Origin of the sequence: Nocardioides sp. Soil777, assembly GCF_001428425.1 — a bacterium.
In the GTDB taxonomy this organism is placed as follows: Bacteria; Actinomycetota; Actinomycetes; order Propionibacteriales; family Nocardioidaceae; genus Nocardioides; species Nocardioides terrigena.
This window is the reverse complement of sequence record NZ_LMSN01000020.1, coordinates 37422-57210: the sequence shown is the minus strand read 5'-3', so window position 1 is coordinate 57210 and position 19789 is coordinate 37422. Positions and strand designations below refer to the sequence as shown.

Below are 19789 nucleotides of genomic sequence, written 5' to 3'. Positions count from 1 at the left end.
CTCAAGGGTGTGACGGCGGCGGATCGGTGGCCGGCCGCTCCGGGTCGAAGCGGTCCAGCATCGCGTCGACACCCAGCGCGGCCTCCCGCGCGCTGGGCGTGTAGCCCAGCACGACCGCCAGGAAACGGTCCGAGAGCAGGGCCTGCAGGCGTACGTCGCCGCGCGCGACGACCGTCGCCGTCCGGCGGGTCCGCCGGAGCAGCGCGATCTCGCCGAAGCCCTCGCCCGGACCGAGGGTGGTCAGGAGGCGACCGTCCCCCACCACGTCGACCTCGCCGGACTCGACGACGTAGTAGCGGTCGCCGACGTCGCCCTGGCTGAAGACCGTCTCCCCGGCGGGGACCTCGACGGGCTCGAGGCCCCGGGCGAGCTGCTCGACCGAGGGCAGCGGGAGGGTGCGCAGCATCGGGACCCGCTGGAGCAGGCCGACCACCTCGTCGTGCACCCCCACCGTGCGGTCGAGCTCGCGCAGCCGCCACCAGGACGCCACGGCCAGCACCGGGCAGACGAGCCCGACGGCCACCAGCGCGGTGCGCGGCCCCCACGCCCCCACCGCCCACGAGGCGGCGACCGCGCCGATCCCGATGGACACGGCGACCAGGCTCTCCAGCACGCCGAAGACCCGGGCCAGCACCTCGTCGGGGGCCATCCGACCCAGCAGGGTGAAGCCCGCCACGTCGATGAGCGCGTTGCCGACGCCGACGAAGGCCAGCAGCACCAGCGCCGCGAAGTCCACCGGCACGAAGCCGACCAGCGCGATCGGCAACCCCCACAGGGCGACCCCGAGCGCGAACCACGCACCGAGGCGTCGGGTGCCGACGAGGAGGGAGGCACCCAGCGACCCGAGGACCGCGCCGACGCCGACGGCGGTCATCAGGGTCCCGGCGCCGGGCTCGCCGCGGCCGAGCAGCTCGATGGACACCACCACCGAGAAGACGGTCAGTGCCCCGCGGGTGAAGGACTGCGCGGCCGCGAGGCCGAGCACCAGCGCAAGGTCGCGGTGGTGGGCGACCACCCGGATTCCCTCGGCGGCCTCCCGCACCAGGTGAGGGCGGGCCGGCGCGGCGGGGCGCGGCGGGGCGTCGTACTGCAGTCGGAGGAGGAGGGCGGCCGACCACAACGAGGCCGCCGCGGCCACCGCGAAGACCACCTCGACGTCCGCGACCCCGAGCAGCACGGCAGCGATGAGCGGCCCCACCAGCGTGGCCGCCGAGTCGAGCATCCCGCGCACCACGTTGGCGCTGGCCAGCTCGTGGCCGGTGTGGCACAGCGAGGGCAGCAGGGCGGAGTGGGCCGGCCGGAAGAGCGTGGCCGCGATCGTGGACAGCACCGCCAGGGCGTAGATCGCCGCCGGCGCCCCTCCCACCGCGGCGACCGCGGCGGCGGCCCCGGTCGCGACCCCGCGCACGGTGGACACGACCACCAGCACCCGCTCGCGGCGGCCGCGGTCGGCGAGGGGCGAGAGCAGGGGCGCCACGATCGCGGACGGGACCATCCGCAGGAGGCCCACCAGGCCGAGCGCGGCGGCACCGCCGTCGCGGTAGGCCACGATGCCGAGCGCCACGGTGAACGCCCACTCGGCCGTCCAGGCGCCGAGGAAGCTGAGCTGGGCCCGCCGCAGGTCGCGGTTGCGGGCGTTGCTGGTGAACGCCGCCCCGGCGTCCGCCAGCCGGTGCGTCGTCCCCCGCTCGCGCATCGACCGACTGTAGGACCGCGCGGTCGCGCGGCAGTGTGATCGCACCCACGACTCATCCGTTTTGGTGGCGAGCCCCGCACGAGGTCGTCTACCATCCGTGTCACCTTCGGAGAGGCTCTACCCCTTTCCTGGGTGAGGCGCCGGCGTCGGCGAGTGTGGGTGGCTCCGGTCCGACCCGCACCCCGGCCGGGTGCGTGGCCCTCGCTGCACCGGTGGAGTCGACCTCGGTCCGCTCCACCGGTGCGGCCCACCGACGCACCCGTTGACGACACCTCGGTTTACAATGTAAACATCCGTGGCCGAGGAGAGGACCCGAACGATGGTGTTGCGAGTTGCGCTCGTCGATGCCGACGAGCTCGTCGTCCGTGGTGTGGCGGCGATGGTGGAGGGGCACGGCGAGTCCGTCCGGCTCGTCGACCTGTCGTCCTCGAGCGCCGACGTCGTCCTGTACGACACCGTCACGACCGAGCAGGGCCAGCGGCGGGTCGCCCGACTGCTCGCCGACGGCCGGGTCGGCAAGGTCGTCGTCTACACGTGGAACTTCCAGCCCTGGCTGGCGGGCGACCTCATCCGGCAGGGCGCGTCCGGCTACCTCTCCAAGGCGCTGGCGGGCCACGAGCTCGTCGCGGCGCTGCGGGCGGTGCACCAGGGACGCGTCGTCGTCGCTCCGGACCGGCGGGCCACCCACGACGGGTCGGCCTGGGTGGGCCAGGACGAGGGCCTCACCGCACGGGAGGCCGAGGTGCTGTCCCTCATCGCCGGCGGCCTCTCCAACAACGACGTGGCCGCCCGGATGGGGTTGTCGATCAACTCGGTCAAGTCCTACGTCCGGTCGTCCTACCGCAAGATCGACGTCGACAGCCGCTCGCAGGCGGTCCTGTGGGCCCTGACGCACGGTCTCGGCCCCGGCCACGAGCGGCGCCCCGACATCGAGGTCGAGCGGCGGGGCACGATGCCCGCCTAGGGTCGGGAGGGTGATCCGCGACCTCACCGACGCCGAAGCCCGCCGCGCCCTCGTCCTCAAGTGGGGCACCGTCGATCCCGACGTGATCCCCGCCTGGGTGGCCGAGATGGACTACGCCACCGCCGACGTCGTCCTCGACGCGCTGCGCGCGGCGATCGACGCGGGCCGGACCGGCTACCCGCAGTTCGAGCACGGCGGCGAGCTCGGCCGGGCGTACGCCGCGTGGGCGGCGCGGCAGTTCGACCACCGGGTCGATCCCGACCACGTCATCCCGGTCGTGGACGTGACCGCCGGGGTCCGCCTGGCCCTCGACGTGCTCTCCGACCCCGGCCCGATGGTGATGCCCGTCCCCGCCTACAGCCCGCAGCTCGAGATCGCCGCGATCACCGACCGAGAGCGCTGGGACCTCGTCGTCGACCCCGACGCCGACCACTGCGCCATCGACCTCGACCGGCTCGACCGGCTGTTCGCCGACGGCGCCCGCACCCTGCTGCTCACCCAGCCCCACAACCCCTGGGGCCGGGTCTTCACCCGCGCCGAGCTCGAGGGCATCCGCGACGTGGTGACCGCCCACGGCGCCCGGGTGATCAGCGACGAGATCCACGCGCCGCTGGTGCTGCCCGGCCGCGAGCACGTCCCCTACCTCTCGCTCCCCGGCACCGCCGACCACGCGGTTGGCGTGGTCGCCTCGTCCAAGGCGTTCAACACCGCCGGCCTCAAGTGCGCCCAGGTGGTGGCCGGCGACGACGCGACCCGCGACCGGTTGTTCTCCGTCCCGGTGGCCCGCAACGACTCGTGGTCGACGCTCGGCGTCGTGGCCGCCGTCGCGGCGTACACGCACGGGGACCCCTGGCTCGCGGCGCTGCGCGAGCGACTCGGCGAGCAGCGGACCCTGCTCGCCGAGCTGCTGGCCGAGCACCTCCCGCAGGCCAGGATGCGACCGCTCGAGGCGACGTACCTCGCCTGGCTCGACCTGCGTGCCTACGGCCCGGCCGGTGCCGACGACTGGGACCCGGCCGCGGTGCTGCTCGCGAAGGGGCGGGTCAAGGTGGCCCCCGGCCACGACTACGCCCCGGGCAACGGCGGGCACGTGCGCCTCAACATCGCGACCTCGCGCGAGCGGCTGACCGAGATCGTCCGCCGCACCGCAGCCGCGCTGGGCGCCTGACTCGGGCACAATTCGCCGGGTGACCACCGAACCCACCACCGCCACCACCAGGATCGCCGTCGCCGGACTCGGGTACGTCGGGTTGTCGATGGCGGTGCTCCTCGCCCGCCACCACCGGGTCGTCGCCTTCGACCTCGACGAGGCCCGCGTGGAGACCCTGCGTGGAGGGCACAGCCCGATCCACGACGACGACATCGCACGCTTCCTCGCCGAGGAGGACCTCGACGTCACGTTCACGACCGACCCGGCCGAGGCCTACGCCGGCGCGGACTACGTGATCATCTCGACGCCGACCAACTACGACGAGGTCACCAACTACTTCAACACCGCCTCGGTGGAGATGGTGATCGCCGACGTCCAGAAGGTGGCGCCGGACGCGACGATGGTCATCAAGTCGACGATCCCGGTGGGCTACGTCGAGGACGTGCGCGCGCGGCTGGGCACCGACAACGTGATCTTCAGCCCGGAGTTCCTCCGCGAGGGGCGGGCCCTGCACGACAACCTGCACCCGGCGCGCATCGTGGTGGGCGAGGACAGCGACCGTGCTCGCCGCTTCGCCGAGCTGCTCGTCGAGGGCTCCGACGAGGACGACGTGCCCACCCTCTTCACCGAGCCGACCGAGGCCGAGGCGATCAAGCTCTTCGCCAACACCTACCTCGCCATGCGGGTCGCGTTCTTCAACGAGCTCGACTCGTTCGCCATGTCGCGCGGCCTCGCCACCCGGCAGATCATCGACGGCGTCGGGCTCGACCCGCGGATCGGCACGCACTACAACAACCCGTCCTTCGGGTACGGCGGCTACTGCCTGCCCAAGGACACCCGGCAGCTGCTGGCCAACTACTCCGAGGTCCCGCAGACCCTCATCACCGCGATCGTCGACGCCAACACCACGCGCAAGGACTTCATCGCCTTCGACATCATCGACCGCAAGCCCAGCACCGTCGGGGTGCACCGGCTGCTGATGAAGGCCGGGTCGGACAACTTCCGCGAGTCCTCGGTGCAGGGGATCATGAAGCGGATCAAGGCCAAGGGCATCCCGGTCGTCGTCTACGAGCCCGAGATCGGCGCGGAGCACCTCGACGCCGACGGCCGCTTCTACGGCTCGGAAGTCGTCTCGGACCTGGACGCCTTCAAGGCCGCGGCCGACGTGATCGTCGCCAACCGGATGGTCCCCGAGCTCGAGGACGTCGCGGACCGGGTCTACACGCGCGACCTCTTCGGCTCGGACTGAGCTCGCTGGTGGCGCCCGCCGTCGTGCCCGTCGTCGTGCCCTTCGTCTTCGTCCACGGCGCCGGGGGCGCTGGCGTGCACGCGTGGCCGCTCCAGGCCGCCGCGCCCGAGGCCGGGTGGCACTTCCTCCCGCGTCATGCCGAGGGTGACGACGCCGCCCGCGACTCGCGCCGCGTGGTGGACCTGCTGGGGTCGTCCGGCGGCGGCCATGTGGTCGCACACTCGTACGGCGCCAACGCCGCCCTCCTCGCGGCCCAGGCGCGACCCGACCTCGTCCGCTCGCTGGCGCTGCTCGAGCCGGCATGCTTCGACCTCGCCCGCGGGATGCCGGCGGTGGAGCAGCACATCGCCGACATGGGCGCAGTGTTCGCCTCCGCGTCCGACCCGGGGCTCGCCGACCCGGACTGGTTCGCCCGCTTCGCCGCGGGCATGGGCTTCCCTCCGCCGACCTCGTGGGACGACGCACTGTCGGCCAACGCCGCTCGCCTCAGGCGGCTGGCTCCGCCGTGGGGTGTCGGCCTGAGGCCGGCCCTGCCCGCGCGCACCCTGGTCCTGACCGCACCGTCCAGCCCCCTGTACGCCGAGACCGCGGAGTCGCTCGTCGGCCTCGGGGCCGCGCACCTCACGGTGGCCGGTGCCGGGCACCGCGTGCAGGACGACCCCCGGGCCATGGATCTGCTGCGGGACTTCTGGCGGTCCTGACCCGACGGGCACCCGGGGAGCCTGAACTTCCACGCAGATGCGTGGAAAGGCAGCCTGGACCGGTGACGAGCGCCTGAAGTTCCACGCAGGTGCGCGCGACTCCATGCTGGCAGAACGTCCCGCCAGCAGGTGACCTACGGACCTGACCACCCGACACCGCGAGCGGCATCGTGGCACAGGGAGGACTGGGCCGCGAGGTCGGCTGCGACGGTCCCGATGCCGATGGGAGTGAGACGCAAATGGGATACGACACGGTGGTCGTCGGGTACGACGGCTCCCCCGACGCCGATCGGGCGCTCGAGGCGGCAGCCGACCAGGTCGGACCGAGCGGCACGGTCCATGTGGTCACCGCCTCGCACCCCGAGTCGGCCGCCCGGATCGCCGACCACCTCCGGCAGCTGCCCCCGGAGTTCCGCGAGGCGTACGAACCGAACGCCCCCGAGAACGCTCGCCAGCAGGTCGCGCTCCTGCGACTGCAGGGACGAGGCGTGGACTGCGAGGGGCACGTGGTGGTGGACGACCCCGCCACCGCGATCATCGACGTCGCGGAGCGCGAGGGTGCCGATCTGGTCATCGTCGGCAGCCGCGGCCTCGGTGACGTGCGGCGGTTCCTGCGGGGCAGCGTCTCAGCGCGGGTTGCGGTGCACGCCCCGACGAGCGTGCTGATCGTGCACGGCACCCCACCGGGCTGAGAGCGCGCACGACGAAGGCAGTTCGCGTCGCCGCACTGCATCGGCCCGCTCAGCGCGGGCGGCTGGGCCGCGAACTGCCTTCGTCGTGCTCGGCCGCGCTCTCCCCGGCTCGCCCTGGATCGTCGGGTCACTCCTGCGGTCGCGAGGTGGCAGTCCCTCTCGCGACGGTCGGGGACAACGTCCCGGGGCGACGGCCCTTTCGGTCCTGGCACGCGCCGGCAGGGGCGACGAGCATGAGAGGTGAGGGACGAGGCTCCGTCCCCGCACGGTCCTTGGGAGACAGCCATGAGGAGCATGCATCAGTCGTCGACATCGCCGCCGCCGGTCGACGTACTCCAGGACTGGGTGGAGGCGGGTCTCATCACGACCGAGCAGTCGCAGGCGATCCGCCAGCACGAGGCAGAGCACCATGGCGCAAGCACCGCCGTTGCGGTGGCGCCACCGCCACCCGAGACGGGTCCGTCCCTGGTCGTCGAGGCACTCGGCTACCTCGGCGGAGTCGTCATGCTGGTCGGCACCGGGATCCTGGCCGGGACCTACTGGGCGGACCTCTCGGTGCCACTCCGGCTCGTCCTGATCGGTGCCACGGCGCTTGCCCTCGTGGGCGCGGGCTTCGCCGTGCCGGACCGCCTCGGTGATGCCGCGGGTCGGTTGCGCTCGGTGCTCTGGGCCATCGGCGTCGCGGCCACCGCTGGGTTCCTCGGCGTGTTCAGCACCGAGGTGCTGGATCGCTACGACGAACACGCGCTGGTGGTCATCGGCCCCTGCACCGCGGTGGTCGCGGGCATCCTGTGGTGGCTCCGGCCCACCTGGCTGCAGCAGCTGGCCCTGTTCGTGCCGTTGCTGCTCTCGGCCGTGGCGGTCGCGATGGAGGTCACCTCGACCGACTCGTCGTGGGGCGGCGCCGCCGTGTGGGCCGTCGCGGTCGGCTGGGCCGTCCTCTCCTGGGCCGGGCGGCTGGAGCCCCGCGTGACCGGCGTGGCCATGGGCATGCTGGGCGCCGTCTTCGGTGCACTGACGATGACGGCCGAGGTGGGCATCGCGCTCGGGGTGGGAACGGCGGTCGCCGCGGCGGTCGTGGCGTTGTGGGAGCGCAGCCTGCCCTGGCTCGGCGTGGCCGCGATCGCCATGCTGTGGTCGATGCCGCGCGCAGCCGACGCGTGGTTCCCCGGCCGCCTCTCGGCCGCCCTCACACTCATCATCACCGGCGGCGCCCTGGTGGGCGCAGCGGTGTGGGTGGCCCGGCACCAGGGCCGCCAGCCGTCCCCCTGACGACGGGCCCCTGCGCGTCTCAGCGTAGCCGGCCCCAGATGCCACGCCGCTCGTGGTGCTCAGGCGGCCGCTGCTCCTCGGGCGGGGTCGCGCGGCCCAGCTCGGACGGGACCGGCTTCTTGAGCTTGCCGTCGTACCGCGGGACCTCACGCTCGCCAGTGGGCACGAAGCCAGCGACGGCCGACGAGAGGCGGCGTACGCCGTAGACGTGGTCCAGCGCCTCGTCGGACGTGCCGAGTCCGAGCCAGGTCGCGCGGCTGACCGCGGCGACGCGCTCGAGGCGGCCCACGCCCTCGATGACGATGGCACCGTCGTGGGTGCGCTCGAGGTCCTCGACCAGGGCGAGCAGCGCGCCCGGAGCGGGTGCCAGGGCGGGCGAGTCGAGGGTCAGGCGCAGGCTGGAGCGGGTGCGCCCCTCGGGCAGGGAGGCGACGAGGGCGACGCGCTGGTCGTCGCGGTAGCTGCGGTGCACGATGCGGGTCTCGAGCAGCGGGTCGGCGAGCGGGTGGATGCGCTCCTCGTGCAGCGCCGCCCAGTCGCCGACCAGCAGCACCCGCAGGTCGTCGAGGGTGGAGTCGAGGACGGCGTCGACGCAGCCCATCACCTCGTCGGCGGCACCCTCACCGGAGGTCATGGAGAGCACGACCTCGAGGTACGGCGTCTCGTAGCGGCGGCCGTGCGCGTTGCGCTTGGGCCTCATCCCGGGGACCAGGTTGGCGAGGTAGGCGTCGTTGTAGCGGTTGACCTGCTCGCGACGCTCCATCACGTGCGAGCGGCCGAGGTGCCAGGACTTGGCGGCGTGCTCGGGGACGAGCAGTCCGCCTGCCTCGCCGAGGCGGTGGCCGAGCTCCATGTCCTCGCCGAGGCGCAGCGTGGTGTCCCAGCCGCCGGCCGCGTCGAGCAGGTCACGGGACAGCGCGAAGGTCGCCCCGACGAAGGAGCGGAAGGCCCGCGGGCCGGCGTGGGTGAGGTCGTCGGTACGCCGCCACATCCCGTCGACCCACTTGTGCGGCTCGGCGGTGTCCCAGTCCCAGAGGGTCGCGACCTCGCCGGAGGCCACCTGGTAGCGGGTGGTCGCCGGGTCCTGGGCCAGCAGCCGCTCGGGGTCGACGAAGCACTTGGTGCCGGCCACCACGGCGTAGTCGACCTCGTGCAGCCAGCGCAGCTGGGCCTCGAGGTGGTCGGGCCACAGCAGCATGTCGGCGTCGACGAAGTAGAGGAGCTCGCCCTCGCTCGCCCGGCCCGCGACCTCGCAGGCGCCGGCGCAGCCCCAGCCCTCCTCGACGCGCACGACTCGCGTGTTGTCGGGCACGACGTCGGGCAGCACGACCGGCGGGGTGCTGCCGTCGTCGGAGACCACGACCTCCATGAGGTGCGCGGGGTAGGTCTGAGCGGCCAGGCCGGCGAGCACGTGCGGCAGGGTGCGGTGCGAGTTGTAGGCCGGGACGACCACCGTGACGGTCCGCGTCGGGGTCCACGCCCCGATCACCGGAGGGGTGAGGACGTCCCACTCGTTGCGGCGTACGACGGGCTGGTCACGGCGGGCGGACACGGGCTGGCTCATGGCAGGTCCCGCTCGTCGACCTCGAGCTCGCGGCTGGCGTGGAAGCCGGTCCACTCCCGGTCCACGATGCCCTCCTTGCGGAACGAGTCGGCCTCGACCTGCCACGTGTGCTGGCCGGAGGCGAGGCGTCGCAGGACGTAGCCCAGGCCGTGGGTGCGGTAGATCCGGCCGCCGGCCGCCTCGATGCCGCTGAGGAGCTGGGCGTCGACGAAGCGGCGTACGGGCCGGAAGCCGCCAACGCTGCGGACCACGTCGCGGTCGGCCATGATCGTGCCGCCGGCCACGAAGCGGTTGAAGATCTCGGTCGGGTGGTTGCGCCGGGTGGTGATGCCGAGCTCGGCGAGGTGGACGAACTCGCTGGGCATGCCCACCACGTCGGCGCCGCTGTAGCGACGGGCGAGGAGCAGGTCGACGACCGCGTGCGGGCCGTACCAGTCGTCGTCGTCGACCTTGAGCAGCACGTCGCCGGAGGCCGCCTCGTACGCCGCGTTGAGCACGTCGCCGAAGAAGGTGTCCTGGCTGCGCGGGACGAGCACGACGTCACGGCCGGGCAGGGCCGCGCGGACCTGCGCCTCGTCGGCCTCCCAGCCGTGGGTGGCGAGCACGAGCTCGAAGTCGGCGTCGCGCTGGCGGGCGAGCTGGCGCAGCGCGAAGTCGAGCTGGTGGGGACGCATCGTGGTGAGCAGGACGCTGACCTGCGGCCTCGCGACGTGCCGCACGCCGGCCCGGGAGGCCAGGCGGGCGCGCCACGCGACCGTGGAGTGCTCGAGGAGCGCGGCGCGCCTGGTCGTGACGCTGTGCTCCTCTCGGGACAGGGCGTCGTCGAGGTCGGGCTGCGCCTCCAGCGCCTGCGTCAGCGTCGGTCCGAGCGCAGGGTGGGCCCCGGTGGCGAGCAGGGGTACGCCGGCCGCGGCGAGGTGCGCGACCACCTGCGGGTCGGCGGTGGTGAGGTCGACGCGGAGGCCCTGGACGTCACGCAGCGCCACGATGGCCGCCTCGGTGGTGGCCTGGCCGGGGGCGAGGTCGCGGACCGGCTCGGTCCACTCCTTGCGCCAGCCGCGGGGATTGACCACCATCTCGTCGACCGGCTCGAGGCCGGGGTCGGTGACGACGGTCGGGGCGCGGTCGATCACGGGGTGGACCGGGACGCCCGTCGTCTCGGTGGTTGAGGTGCGAGCGGAGCGAGCCTCGAAACCCGCCACCACCACGTCGGCCGGCACCACGACCTCCGGGTCACCGGCCGCCGCAGCAGAGGCGTAGCGCGGCGCCCGCACGTCGAGGCCGGCGGCGGGCTCGCGACCGGCGTACGCCACGACGACTCCGCCGTGGCCGGTGTCGACGCCGGGCACGGCCTGGCGGGCGAGCTCGGTCAGCACCACGTGGGCGCCGATCGGCTGGGCGAAGCGGAGGACAGTGAGCACCCCGCGGCCCGCCTCGCGGGCCATGAAGGAGGTGAGCGGCGGCCACTCGGGTCGCGGGACGAGGACGAGCGGCTCGGTGGCGTCGGTGAGCCAGAGGGCGACGACGCGGGTCTGGCCGACCCGGCTGACGGTGGACGCGAGGCGGCGCAGCGAGGCGCGGTCGGCGGTCATCCACAGGACCGACTTCCAGCCGCGGCCGATGTCGGTGGTGCCTGCCATCGTCGTGTACGTGGCACCGACCGGTGCCAGGTCGGCGGCGGACGCGTCGTCACCGATGACCAGGAGGGGCTCGGGGGAGGTGAAGCCATCGAGGGGATGACCGGAGAAGGACACGCTCATCGCTGGGCCTCCTGCTCGCGAGGGGTTCTCTCGCGCAGCGAGGCGGGGAGGCTGTGGGTGACCAGCGGGCGCGGCTGCTGGCGCAGCCAGGTGCGGGTGACGTGGTCGATGATGTGGACGCCCTCGGGTGCGTCGACGCGGACGAGGCCGCCCAGGGCCTCGGCGCGGCCCGAGCGGATCGCCTCGTCCACCTCGAACTCGCGCAGCTTGCGGTAGAGCCGGGTGTGGGTGAAGTCGACGCCCTCGGTGCGCCAGTGGGCGTACTCGTCGGCGTCGAGCCACTTGACCTCCACGCACAGCCCCTGCTGGAGGACGAGCCGCTCGACGCCCGCGGGATACTCGCGCAGCTCCCAGTCGAAGGCCTTCACGAAGGTGTAGTCCGGACCCATGGGATAGACCCACGGCTCGAGGAAGCGCAGGGACAGGTCGAGCCACCCGGTTCGCTCGTCGACCACGGTGAGCGGGTGGCGCGGCATGGCCACGATCGTCTGCGTCGACTCCAGCTGCCAGGCCAGGTCGCGCAGGATGCCCGCGCCCTCGGGGGTGAGCACCATGTCGCCGTCCCACTTCATGGAGTACGACGTCCGCACGTGGCTGAAGCACCAGTTGTAGAAGTGCGTGAGCGAGTGCACCGAGGTGGCCGGCGTGGCCAGGTGCTCTCCCCCCGCGCGGGCGACGGAGTGCGGGTAGGTGAGCCCGGTGAAGCGGTCGCTGGCGCCGCACTCGGCGGCGATCGAGGCGGCGACGTCGAGTGTGCCGTCGGTCGAGCCGTTGTCGACGAGGAGCACGTGCTGCACGGCGGCGAGGATGGGCGGCAGCACCCACGGCAGGTTGCGGGCCTCGTTGCGCACACGGAAGACGCAGGTGAGACCGGGGGTGAGGCGCTCGCCGCGCGTCCAGGGCCACGTGACGTCGTAGTCGGCGAGCCCCTCCAGCGAGGGGATGTCCGGGATGGTGGGCGGCACGGGTGTCCTCAGCGCTCCCGGTGCAGGGCCTTGCGGAGGCTGCGGCGGGCGCCCTCCGGGACCATCGCGCGCACCGAGTGCGGCACCAGCTCGGCCGCGCGCCGGGCACCCGAGGCGTGCTCCTCCTCGGCCTTCCGGCGCGCGTCGGCGGCGGCGGTCCGGCGCTGGGCCAGCGTCGTGGAGTGCGCGAAGGCCTCGGCGTCGGCGTACATCTCGCCGTAGGTGACGCGCAGCAGGTCGCAGGCGGCGTGCGCCTTGACGGTGTCGCCACCCTCCTCGGCCATCCGGTCGAGCACCTCCCACGTCTCCTGGGCGAGGTCGCGCAGGAGAGGAGGCACCGGCACGTCGTCCCAGGTCATGGTCACCCGGCGCAGCGAGGGGTCGATGAACTTGTGGACCTGCGCGATGTCGTTGGCCATCGCCGTCTTGACCGCGGACAGGTCGAAGGCCTCGCCGATCGCGAAGACCGGCTGGGTCCAGTCGGCCAGCAGGTCGGCGTACCGGACGAAGCGGCGCTGCTCGCCCCGGGTGGCGCGCTCGGTGTGCAGCATCATGTTGACCCACGCGGCGGTGCGGGTGACGTCGCCCTGGCGCTGGTCGTAGTAGGTCTTCTTGCTGCCGACGACCTCGGTCACCGGCCGCAGCATGGTGACGTACGACGACGTCGCGTCGCAGCGGTCGGCGCACGCGCGCCACAGCCCGAGGAACCACGACGCCCGCGGGTCCTTGATGACCAGCTCGTCGCTCTCGGCGAACTGGGCCTCCAGCCACGCCGTGACCCGCTCCCGGGTGGCGTGGTCGCCACCGAGCCGGCCGGCGTCGAGCCACGCGCGGGGGCGGGCGTCGGAGACCTGGACGTTGCTGCGGGCGAGGAGCTCGGTGTGCAGGTCGACGACCCACTGCGGCTCCCCGAAGCCCTTGGGGTTGGTGGCGTCCGCGGCGACCTCGGGCTGGGGCACGTGCAGCCCCAGCGTCTGGAGCGTGCCGCTCATGGTGCTGGTCCCGCTGCGGCCCGATCCGACCACGAAGACGACCCGACGACTCGACATGCGTCGCACCCTATCCGGCAGTGGACCCGCTCCCGGGCTGGGCGGCGATCAGGTCGGCGTACCAACGGAAGGAGCGCTTGGGAGTGCGCTCGAGCGTGTCGTAGTCGACGTGCACGAGCCCGAAGCGCTGCGAGAAGCCCTCGGCCCACTCGAAGTTGTCCAGCAGCGACCAGCAGTAGTAGCCGCGGACGTCCACGCCCCGCTCGATCGCCTCGCTGACCGCGGTCAGGTGGGCGTGCAGGTAGTCGATGCGCGGCTGGTCGTCGACCACGCCGTCCTCGTCGGGGCCCATGTTGTAGGCGCACCCCGACTCGGTGATCACGATCGGCGGCAGCGCCGCGCGGTAGCGGGCGCGGAAGATGATCAGCCACTCGCGCAGCGCGTCGGGCACGACCGGCCAGCCGAAGTCGGTCGTCGGGTAGCCGACGACGTCGCGCAGCTCAAACGGCATGTCCGCGTCCTCAGGGGCCGCGGCGACCTTCATCGGGTTGTAGTAGTTGACGCCGTAGAAGTCGAGCGGCTGGCGGATGGTCGCCATGTCCCCCGGCTCGGCCAGGCCGTCGAGCAGCGGCGCCAGGTCGACCGGGTAGCGGCCGAGCAGCATCGGCTCGAGGAACATGCCGTTCCACAGGCCGTCGTAGATCTTGCTGGCGCCCACGTCGGCGTCGTCGTCGGAGGCCGGCCAGACGGGGGCGTGGTTGTTGGCGCAGCCGATGCTCTGCGCGCCCTGCTTGCGCAGCTCGATGACCGCGCGGCCGTGCGCCAGCAGCATGTGGTGCGAGGCCCACAGCGAGTCGAACATCAGGGTCCGGCCCGGCGCGTGCAGGCCGAGGCCGTAGCCGAGGAGCGAGGCGACGTTGGGCTCGTTGATCGGGATCCAGTGCTCGACCCGGTCGACGAAGCGCTCGGCGACGACCGCGGCGTACGCGGCGAAGAGGTCCACGGTCTCCCGGTTGAGCCAGCCGCCCTCGTCCTCGAGGGCCTGCGGCAGGTCCCAGTGGTAGAGCGTCACCATCGGGGCGATGCCGTGGGCGACGAGGGTGTCGAGGAGGCGGTCGTAGAACGCGAGTCCGGCCTCGTTGACGGTGCGCCCGTCGGGCATGATCCGCGACCACGACAGGGACAGCCGGTAGCCACCGGCGCCGAGCTCCGCCATCAGCGCGACGTCCTCCTCGTACCGGTGGTAGTGGTCGCAGGCGACCGCACCTGACGAGCCGTCGGAGATGCGTCCGGGCTCGGCGCAGAAGGTGTCCCAGATGCTGGGTCCGCGGCCGTCCTCGGTGGCTGCACCCTCGATTTGGTACGCCGCCGTGCTGGTCCCGAACCGAAAGCCCGGGGGGAGCTGGGGGAAGGACCCGGGCGGATCAGACGTCACGCTGTGAAGATATCGGCATGGCCGCGACCGTGTACGCCGGATGGCAGAGGTTCTCCACCCACGAGGCGGACCGCGTGACGCGGCACTCCTTCTCCTTCGGCCGGCACTACGACCCCACCAACCTCGGCTTCGGTCCGCTGGTGTGCCACAACGACGACCTCCTCCAGCCCGGCGGCGGCTATCCCGACCACCCGCACCGGGACCTCGAGATCGTCACCTGGGTGTTGTCGGGGGTCCTGCTGCACACCGACTCCACCGGCCACACCTCGCCGATCGGCGCGGGCACGGTGCAGGCGATGAGCGCCGGCTCGGGCATCCGGCACGCCGAGGTCGCCGACCCCGCGTCGGGTCCGACCCGCTTCGTGCAGGCGTGGGTGCGCCCCGACTCGCCCGGCGGCAGCCCCGAGCACCACGAGCTGGCCGTCGACCTCGAGGGGGCCGGACTGGTGCCGGTCGCCGGGTCGGGAGGCCTCCCGATCCGTACGACGGGCGCGTCCCTGCGGGTCGCCCGGCTCGCTCCCGGCGAGACCGTCGCCCTCCCCGACGCGCCGCTGGTCCACGCCTTCGCGGCCACCGGCGCCCTCGACCTGGGTGACGTGACGGTCGGCGGGCCGGACGGCCGGCCGGGCAGCGGCCGGCTGTCGGAGGGCGACGCGCTGCGCCTCTCCGACGAGCCCGGGCGGGTGGTCACCGCGACCGAGCACACCGACCTGCTGGTCTGGACCTTCCGCTGACCGGGCGTGCCCCGTCAGGCGATGACCGTGAGCGCCCCCGGCAGCACCGAGGCCACGGCCGGCGGCGAGGCGAGCGACGGGAGGACCCCGAGCGGCTCGCCGTCACCCCCGACGAGCACCGGAACCCGGGCGTCGGCGGACAGCTCGATGCGCGCCCCGGTGAGGACGGTGACCTCGGGCAGCGCGACGTGCGAGCCGTCGTACACCTTCGGGAGTGACCGGATCAGCTCGCGCTTGGACGCGGCCTCGATCACGACCACGTCGAGCAGCCCGTCGTCGAGGCTGGCGGCGGGCGCGATCGCCATCCCCTTGCCGTAGTAGCGGGAGTTGGCGACGACGACGGTCGCGGCGTCGTACTCGCCGACGACCCCGTCGACGACGACGCGGTAGCGGGCGGGCCGGTAGGTCGCGAGGGCGCGGACGGCGGCGTAGGGGTACTGCACCGGCCCGGGCAGCCAGCGGACCCGGTCGACGATCGCGGCGGCCCGGGCGTCGACGCCGGCGTAGACCGACCCGGCCACCACGCGGGAGACGCCGCCGACCGCCCACGAGACGAGGTCGACCCGGCGGGTGGCAGCGGCGAGCAGCACGTCGGCCTGCGCCAGCGGGTCGTCGGGCAGCCCGAGCATCCGCGCGAAGTCGTTGCCCCGTCCCGCCGGCACGATCCCCAGCGTCCCGCCGAGGCGCGCCACCTCGCCGGCCAACGAGCAGAGCATCCCGTCGCCGCCGACCGAGACCACCACGTCGCCGCGGGCGACCGCGGCGGCCACCAGGTCGTGGGTGGCCTGCGGGCCGGGTGAGTAGGTCACCTCGACCGTCGCCCCGGCGTCGCGCAGGCGGCGGGCGACCGGGACAACGGCACCCGGCGCGGCCCCGCCACCCGACGCGGGGTTGACCAGGAACGCGAAGGAGGTCGTCACGGGATGAGGACCCCCGGGTTGAGCACGCCGGTCGGGTCGAGCGAGTCCTTGACCGCCCGCAGGACCTGCACGCCGACCGGCCCGATCTCCCGGGCGAACCACGGCTTGTGGTCGGTGCCGACCGCGTGGTGGTGGGTGATCGTCGCGCCGGCCGCGATGATCGCGTCGCTCGCCGCGGCCTTGGCGGCGGCCCACTGCGCGAGCGGGTCCTCGGCCTGCCGGGCGGCCACGGTGAAGTAGAGCGAGCAGCCGGTCTCGTAGACGTGCGACACGTGGCACAGCACCAGCGCGCCCTCACCGAGCGAGCCGACCAGCGCGGCCCGGACCGCGTCGTACAGCCCCTGCCGCTGGGACCAGAAGGTCGCCGTCTCGAGCGTCTCGACGAGCACGCCGACGTCGAGCAGCGAGTCGCGGAGGTACGGCGCGTGGAAGCGGCCGTGCTCCCACGCCCGGCCGGGCTCCTCCCCGAGGTCGGTCCCGCCGAGTCCGGTGAGCACCACCGCGACCGCGGCCCGACGAGCGGCCACGGCCGAGGGCTCCCCCTCATGACCCACGACCATCAGGCAGCCCGCGTCGCCACCGGCGCCGATCGAGTCGGGGTCCGCCAGGTTGATCGCCGTCTCGGTCTCGTCGGAGAGCCGGATGACGGTGGGCAGCAGGCCGGCCTGGGCGAGGGTCCGCATCGCGTCGGAGCCGGCGGCGAAGGACGGCCAGCGCCAGCCGTCGTACACCTTCACGGCGGGGAGCCGGCGCACCCGCACCGTGACGGACGTGATCACGCCGAGGGTGCCCTCGGAGCCGAGGACGAGCTGGCGCAGGTCGGGACCGGCGGCGTCGGCGGGCGCCGAGCCGAGGGTCAGCACACCGGACGGGGTCACCACGGTGAGCCCGACGACCAGGGCGTCGAAGCGGCCGTAGCCGGCGCTGGCCTGGCCGCTGGAGCGGGTGGCGGCGAAGCCGCCGATGGAGGCGTGCTCGAACGACTGCGGGTAGTGCCCGAGCGTCAGCCCGTGCTCGGCGAGCAGCGCCTCGGCGGCGGGACCGCGCAGGCCGGGCTCGAGGGTCGCGGTCATCGAGACGGGGTCCACGGCGACCAGGCGGTCGAGCCGCACCAGGTCGAGGCTGACCACCCCGGCGAACCCCTCCCGACGGGCGACCAGCCCGCCCGTGACCGACGTGCCGCCGCCGAACGGCACCAGCGCGAGGTGGTGCTCGACGGCAAAGGCCACCAGCGCCTCCACCTCGGCAGCGTCCGCAGGTCGTACGACGACGTCGGGCGCGTCCGTGAGGTCGCCGGCGCGGGCGCGCAGCAGGTCCGGCGTGGACTTCCCGCGGGTGCGCAGGGCGCGGGTCGCGGTGTCCGTCAGCACATGCTCGGCACCGACGACCGCCCGCAGCCCGTCGAGCAGCGCGTCGTCCAGCGAGGGCAGCTCGTCCGCCGGCGCGGCCACGGCGGAGGCGTCGCGGATCCCGCCGAACGCGAGCTCCACGAGCCCACGGGCGGTGTCCGGCAGCGCGACGGCGGCGGCCGGGTCGCCCCAGCGCTGGGGGTGCATCTCAGACGTCATGCGTTACACTGTGACACATGACGTCACTTCGTCACAACAGTCCCCAGGACGGCTACCTCGACGCGGCCCGCGCCCTCATCCTCGACGTCGGCTGGCGGCGTACGACGCTCACCGAGGTCGCCCGCCGTGCGGGCGTCTCCCGGATGACCATCTACCGCACCTGGCCCGACATGGGCCGACTGCTCGGCGACCTGATGACCCGCGAGTGGGCGGGCATCGTGACGGCCGGGGATCCCGACGCCGACATCGCCGACCGGGTCCTCGACACCGTGCGCGCGCTGCGCGACAACGAGCTGTTCGTCCGGATCGTCGAGCTCGACCCCGAGCTCCTCCTGCCCTACCTGCTGCACCGGCGCGGCCGCTCGCAGGACCTCATCCTCGACCTCATCGAGGGCGCCGTCCGCGCCGGCCAGGCCGACGGCACCATCCGCGCCGGGCACCCGCCGGTGATCGCCAGGTCGCTGGTGCTGGCGGCCCACGGCTTCGTGCTCAGCGGGCACACCATGGTCGACGACGACGTGACGGAGGACGACCTGTACACCGAGGCACGCGAGGTCATCGCGAGGGTGCTGGCCCCGTGACCCACCTCCGCGCCGGCCTCGACGACCTCCCCGACCACGTCGACCTGGTCGTCGTCGGGCTGGGCATCACCGGCGCCGGCGTGGCCCTCGACGCCGCCACCCGCGGACTGACCACGCTCGCCGTCGACGCCCACGACCTCGCCTTCGGCACGTCGCGCTGGTCGTCCAAGCTGGTCCACGGCGGCCTGCGCTACCTCGCCCACGGCCAGGTCGGCGTCGCCCACGAGAGCGCCGTCGAGCGGGGCATCCTGATGGAGGTCACCGCCCCGCACCTCACCCGGCCGCTGCCGATGCTGGTGCCGCTCATGTCCAGCGTCTCCCGCTTCCAGGCCGGTCTGACCCGCCTCGGCCTGCGGGCCGGCGACGCCCTGCGCATCTCGGCCCACACCGGCGCCGAGACCCTCCCCGCGCCCCGCCGCGTGTCGGCCACCGAGGCGCTCCGGATGGCGCCCGCGCTGCGCCGCGACGGCCTGCGGGGCGGCCTCCTCTCGTGGGACGGCCAGCTCGAGGACGACGCCCGGCTGGTCACCACGGTCGCCCGCACCGCGGCGTCGTACGGCGCCCACGTCCGCACCCGCGCCCGGGTCACCGCCGCCACGGGGACGCGCGTCGACCTGCGCGACGAGCTCACCGGCGTGACCCGCACCGTCACCGCGCGGGCGGTCGTCAACGCGACCGGGGTGTGGGCCGGCGACCTCGCCGCCGACATCACGCTGCGACCCAGCCGCGGCACCCACCTGGTCCTGCGTGCCGACACCCTGCCCGGCCTCACGGTGGCGGTCACCGCCCCCGTGCCCGGGGAGACCAACCGCTTCGCTCTGGTGCTGCCGCAGCCCGACGGCACGGTCTACGTGGGCCTCACCGACGAGCCGGTCGACGGTCCGCTGCCCGACGTGCCGGAGCCGAGCGAGGCCGAGATCGGGTTCCTCCTCGACGTGGTGGCGGCGGCGTTCGCCCGGCCGTTGCGCCGCGAGGACGTCATCGGCGCCTTCGCCGGACTCCGCCCCCTCCTCGACGCCGGCCCGGGTCGCACCTCCGACCTGTCCCGCGAGCACGCCGTGCTGACCGGGCCCACGGGCCTGGTGACGGTCGTCGGCGGCAAGCTCACGACGTACCGGCGGATGGCGCAGGACGCCGTCGACACCGCCGTCGCGCACGGCGACCTCTCCGCCGGCCGGTGCGTCACCGCGACCACGCCGCTGCTCGGCGCGGCCCCCCGCGACGAGCTCGCCCGGCTCGAGCTGCCGGCGCGTCTCGTACGCCGCTACGGCACCGACGCCGCGCTCGTCCTGGCGACCGCCCGACGGACCGGCCTGGGCGACGACGAGCTGCTGGCCCCGGTCTCCGACCGGGTGCCGGTGACGCTGGCCGAGCTCGTCTTCGGGGTGACCCACGAGGGCGCGGTGGACGTCGACGACCTGCTCGACCGGCGTACCCGCGTCGGACTGGTCCCCGTCGACCGGGCGGCCGCCGAGCCGCTGGCCCGGCGCGCGCTGGAGCTCGCCTCCCAGCTGGTGTAGTCCGTGACGAACGGACCCCTGGTCCGCAC

The 19789-nt window shown here is 73.8% G+C and carries 17 protein-coding genes; 9 read left to right on the top strand and 8 right to left on the bottom strand.

All coding sequences use genetic code 11. From position 1 onward, the window contains the following. Window position 1: 1 nt before the first annotated feature. Complete coding sequence (locus tag ASG88_RS20585) at window positions 2-1696, bottom strand: MFS transporter (RefSeq protein WP_056889336.1); 1695 nt, start codon at window positions 1694-1696, stop codon at window positions 2-4. 319 nt (window positions 1697-2015) lie between these two features. Between ASG88_RS20585 and ASG88_RS20580 the strand changes: the two genes are divergently transcribed. The 6 genes from ASG88_RS20580 (at window position 2016) to ASG88_RS20555 (ending at window position 7724) form a co-directional block, all read left to right on the top strand. Further along, window positions 2016-2660, top strand: coding sequence for a response regulator transcription factor (locus ASG88_RS20580; RefSeq protein WP_082600842.1), 645 nt, complete (start codon window positions 2016-2018; stop codon window positions 2658-2660). Between the two features lie 10 nt (window positions 2661-2670). Beyond that, a complete protein-coding gene (locus ASG88_RS20575) occupies window positions 2671-3828 on the top strand; it encodes a MalY/PatB family protein (protein ID WP_056889335.1) in 1158 nt (385 codons plus the stop codon). Window positions 3829-3880: 52 nt separating this feature from the next. Then, a complete protein-coding gene (locus tag ASG88_RS20570) occupies window positions 3881-5059 on the top strand; it encodes a nucleotide sugar dehydrogenase (protein WP_268791806.1) in 1179 nt (392 codons plus the stop codon). 8 nt (window positions 5060-5067) lie between these two features. Beyond that, entirely contained in the window at window positions 5068-5760 is a 693-nt protein-coding gene (locus tag ASG88_RS20565; protein WP_056889334.1) for an alpha/beta hydrolase, read from the top strand. Window positions 5761-5999: 239 nt separating this feature from the next. Next, entirely contained in the window at window positions 6000-6452 is a 453-nt protein-coding gene (locus ASG88_RS20560; RefSeq protein ID WP_056889333.1) for a universal stress protein, read from the top strand. Between the two features lie 285 nt (window positions 6453-6737). Beyond that, on the top strand, window positions 6738-7724 hold the full coding sequence (locus ASG88_RS20555; RefSeq protein WP_082600841.1) for a DUF2157 domain-containing protein: 987 nt from the start codon (window positions 6738-6740) through the stop codon (window positions 7722-7724). Between the two features lie 19 nt (window positions 7725-7743). Here the strand turns inward: ASG88_RS20555 and ASG88_RS20550 are convergent, their stop codons facing one another. The 5 genes from ASG88_RS20550 to ASG88_RS20530 are packed head-to-tail and all read right to left on the bottom strand — an operon-like array spanning window position 7744 to window position 14437. After that, complete coding sequence (locus ASG88_RS20550) at window positions 7744-9288, bottom strand: glycosyltransferase (RefSeq protein WP_056889331.1); 1545 nt, start codon at window positions 9286-9288, stop codon at window positions 7744-7746. Next, window positions 9285-11048, bottom strand: a complete 1764-nt coding sequence (locus ASG88_RS20545) for a glycosyltransferase (RefSeq protein WP_056889330.1) — start codon at window positions 11046-11048, stop codon at window positions 9285-9287. Before ASG88_RS20545 ends, ASG88_RS20550 begins: the two co-directional genes overlap by 4 nt. After that, window positions 11045-12013, bottom strand: coding sequence for a glycosyltransferase family 2 protein (locus ASG88_RS20540; RefSeq protein WP_200956529.1), 969 nt, complete (start codon window positions 12011-12013; stop codon window positions 11045-11047). Before ASG88_RS20540 ends, ASG88_RS20545 begins: the two co-directional genes overlap by 4 nt. A gap of 8 nt (window positions 12014-12021) precedes the next feature. After that, window positions 12022-13062, bottom strand: coding sequence for a sulfotransferase family protein (locus tag ASG88_RS20535; RefSeq protein WP_056889329.1), 1041 nt, complete (start codon window positions 13060-13062; stop codon window positions 12022-12024). Between the two features lie 10 nt (window positions 13063-13072). Continuing rightward, window positions 13073-14437: a GH1 family beta-glucosidase gene (locus tag ASG88_RS20530; protein ID WP_056889328.1), complete on the bottom strand. Its 1365-nt coding sequence runs from the start codon at window positions 14435-14437 to the stop codon at window positions 13073-13075. A gap of 17 nt (window positions 14438-14454) precedes the next feature. On the opposite strand from ASG88_RS20530, the gene ASG88_RS20525 reads away from it, so the two are divergent. Then, complete coding sequence (locus tag ASG88_RS20525) at window positions 14455-15171, top strand: pirin family protein (RefSeq protein ID WP_056889327.1); 717 nt, start codon at window positions 14455-14457, stop codon at window positions 15169-15171. A 14-nt stretch (window positions 15172-15185) separates the two neighbouring features. Here the strand turns inward: ASG88_RS20525 and ASG88_RS20520 are convergent, their stop codons facing one another. Together ASG88_RS20520 and ASG88_RS20515 are read right to left on the bottom strand one after the other, a co-directional pair. After that, complete coding sequence (locus ASG88_RS20520; protein ID WP_056889326.1) at window positions 15186-16091, bottom strand: diacylglycerol/lipid kinase family protein; 906 nt, start codon at window positions 16089-16091, stop codon at window positions 15186-15188. Beyond that, entirely contained in the window at window positions 16088-17659 is a 1572-nt protein-coding gene (locus ASG88_RS20515; protein ID WP_235534943.1) for an FAD-binding oxidoreductase, read from the bottom strand. The genes ASG88_RS20520 and ASG88_RS20515 overlap by 4 nt, the downstream gene beginning before the upstream one ends. A 17-nt stretch (window positions 17660-17676) precedes the next feature. Here ASG88_RS20515 and ASG88_RS23240 point away from each other — a divergent pair, with 17 nt between their 5' ends. Then, window positions 17677-18240, top strand: a complete 564-nt coding sequence (locus ASG88_RS23240; protein ID WP_056889324.1) for a TetR/AcrR family transcriptional regulator — start codon at window positions 17677-17679, stop codon at window positions 18238-18240. After that, complete coding sequence (locus ASG88_RS20505; protein ID WP_056889323.1) at window positions 18237-19760, top strand: glycerol-3-phosphate dehydrogenase/oxidase; 1524 nt, start codon at window positions 18237-18239, stop codon at window positions 19758-19760. The genes ASG88_RS23240 and ASG88_RS20505 overlap by 4 nt, the downstream gene beginning before the upstream one ends. The last annotated feature ends 29 nt before the right edge of the window (window positions 19761-19789 follow it).

Coding starts and splice junctions, on each gene's coding strand:
- ASG88_RS20525 (WP_056889327.1), top strand. CDS start 14,455: ATGGCCGCGACCGTGTACGCCGGATGGCAGAGGTTCTCCACCCACGAG.
- ASG88_RS20550 (WP_056889331.1), bottom strand. CDS start 9,288: ATGAGCCAGCCCGTGTCCGCCCGCCGTGACCAGCCCGTCGTACGCCGC.
- ASG88_RS20560 (WP_056889333.1), top strand. CDS start 6,000: ATGGGATACGACACGGTGGTCGTCGGGTACGACGGCTCCCCCGACGCC.
- ASG88_RS20515 (WP_235534943.1), bottom strand. CDS start 17,659: ATGACGTCTGAGATGCACCCCCAGCGCTGGGGCGACCCGGCCGCCGCC.
- ASG88_RS20580 (WP_082600842.1), top strand. CDS start 2,016: ATGGTGTTGCGAGTTGCGCTCGTCGATGCCGACGAGCTCGTCGTCCGT.
- ASG88_RS20585 (WP_056889336.1), bottom strand. CDS start 1,696: ATGCGCGAGCGGGGGACGACGCACCGGCTGGCGGACGCCGGGGCGGCG.
- ASG88_RS23240 (WP_056889324.1), top strand. CDS start 17,677: ATGACGTCACTTCGTCACAACAGTCCCCAGGACGGCTACCTCGACGCG.
- ASG88_RS20555 (WP_082600841.1), top strand. CDS start 6,738: ATGAGGAGCATGCATCAGTCGTCGACATCGCCGCCGCCGGTCGACGTA.
- ASG88_RS20535 (WP_056889329.1), bottom strand. CDS start 13,062: ATGTCGAGTCGTCGGGTCGTCTTCGTGGTCGGATCGGGCCGCAGCGGG.
- ASG88_RS20545 (WP_056889330.1), bottom strand. CDS start 11,048: ATGAGCGTGTCCTTCTCCGGTCATCCCCTCGATGGCTTCACCTCCCCC.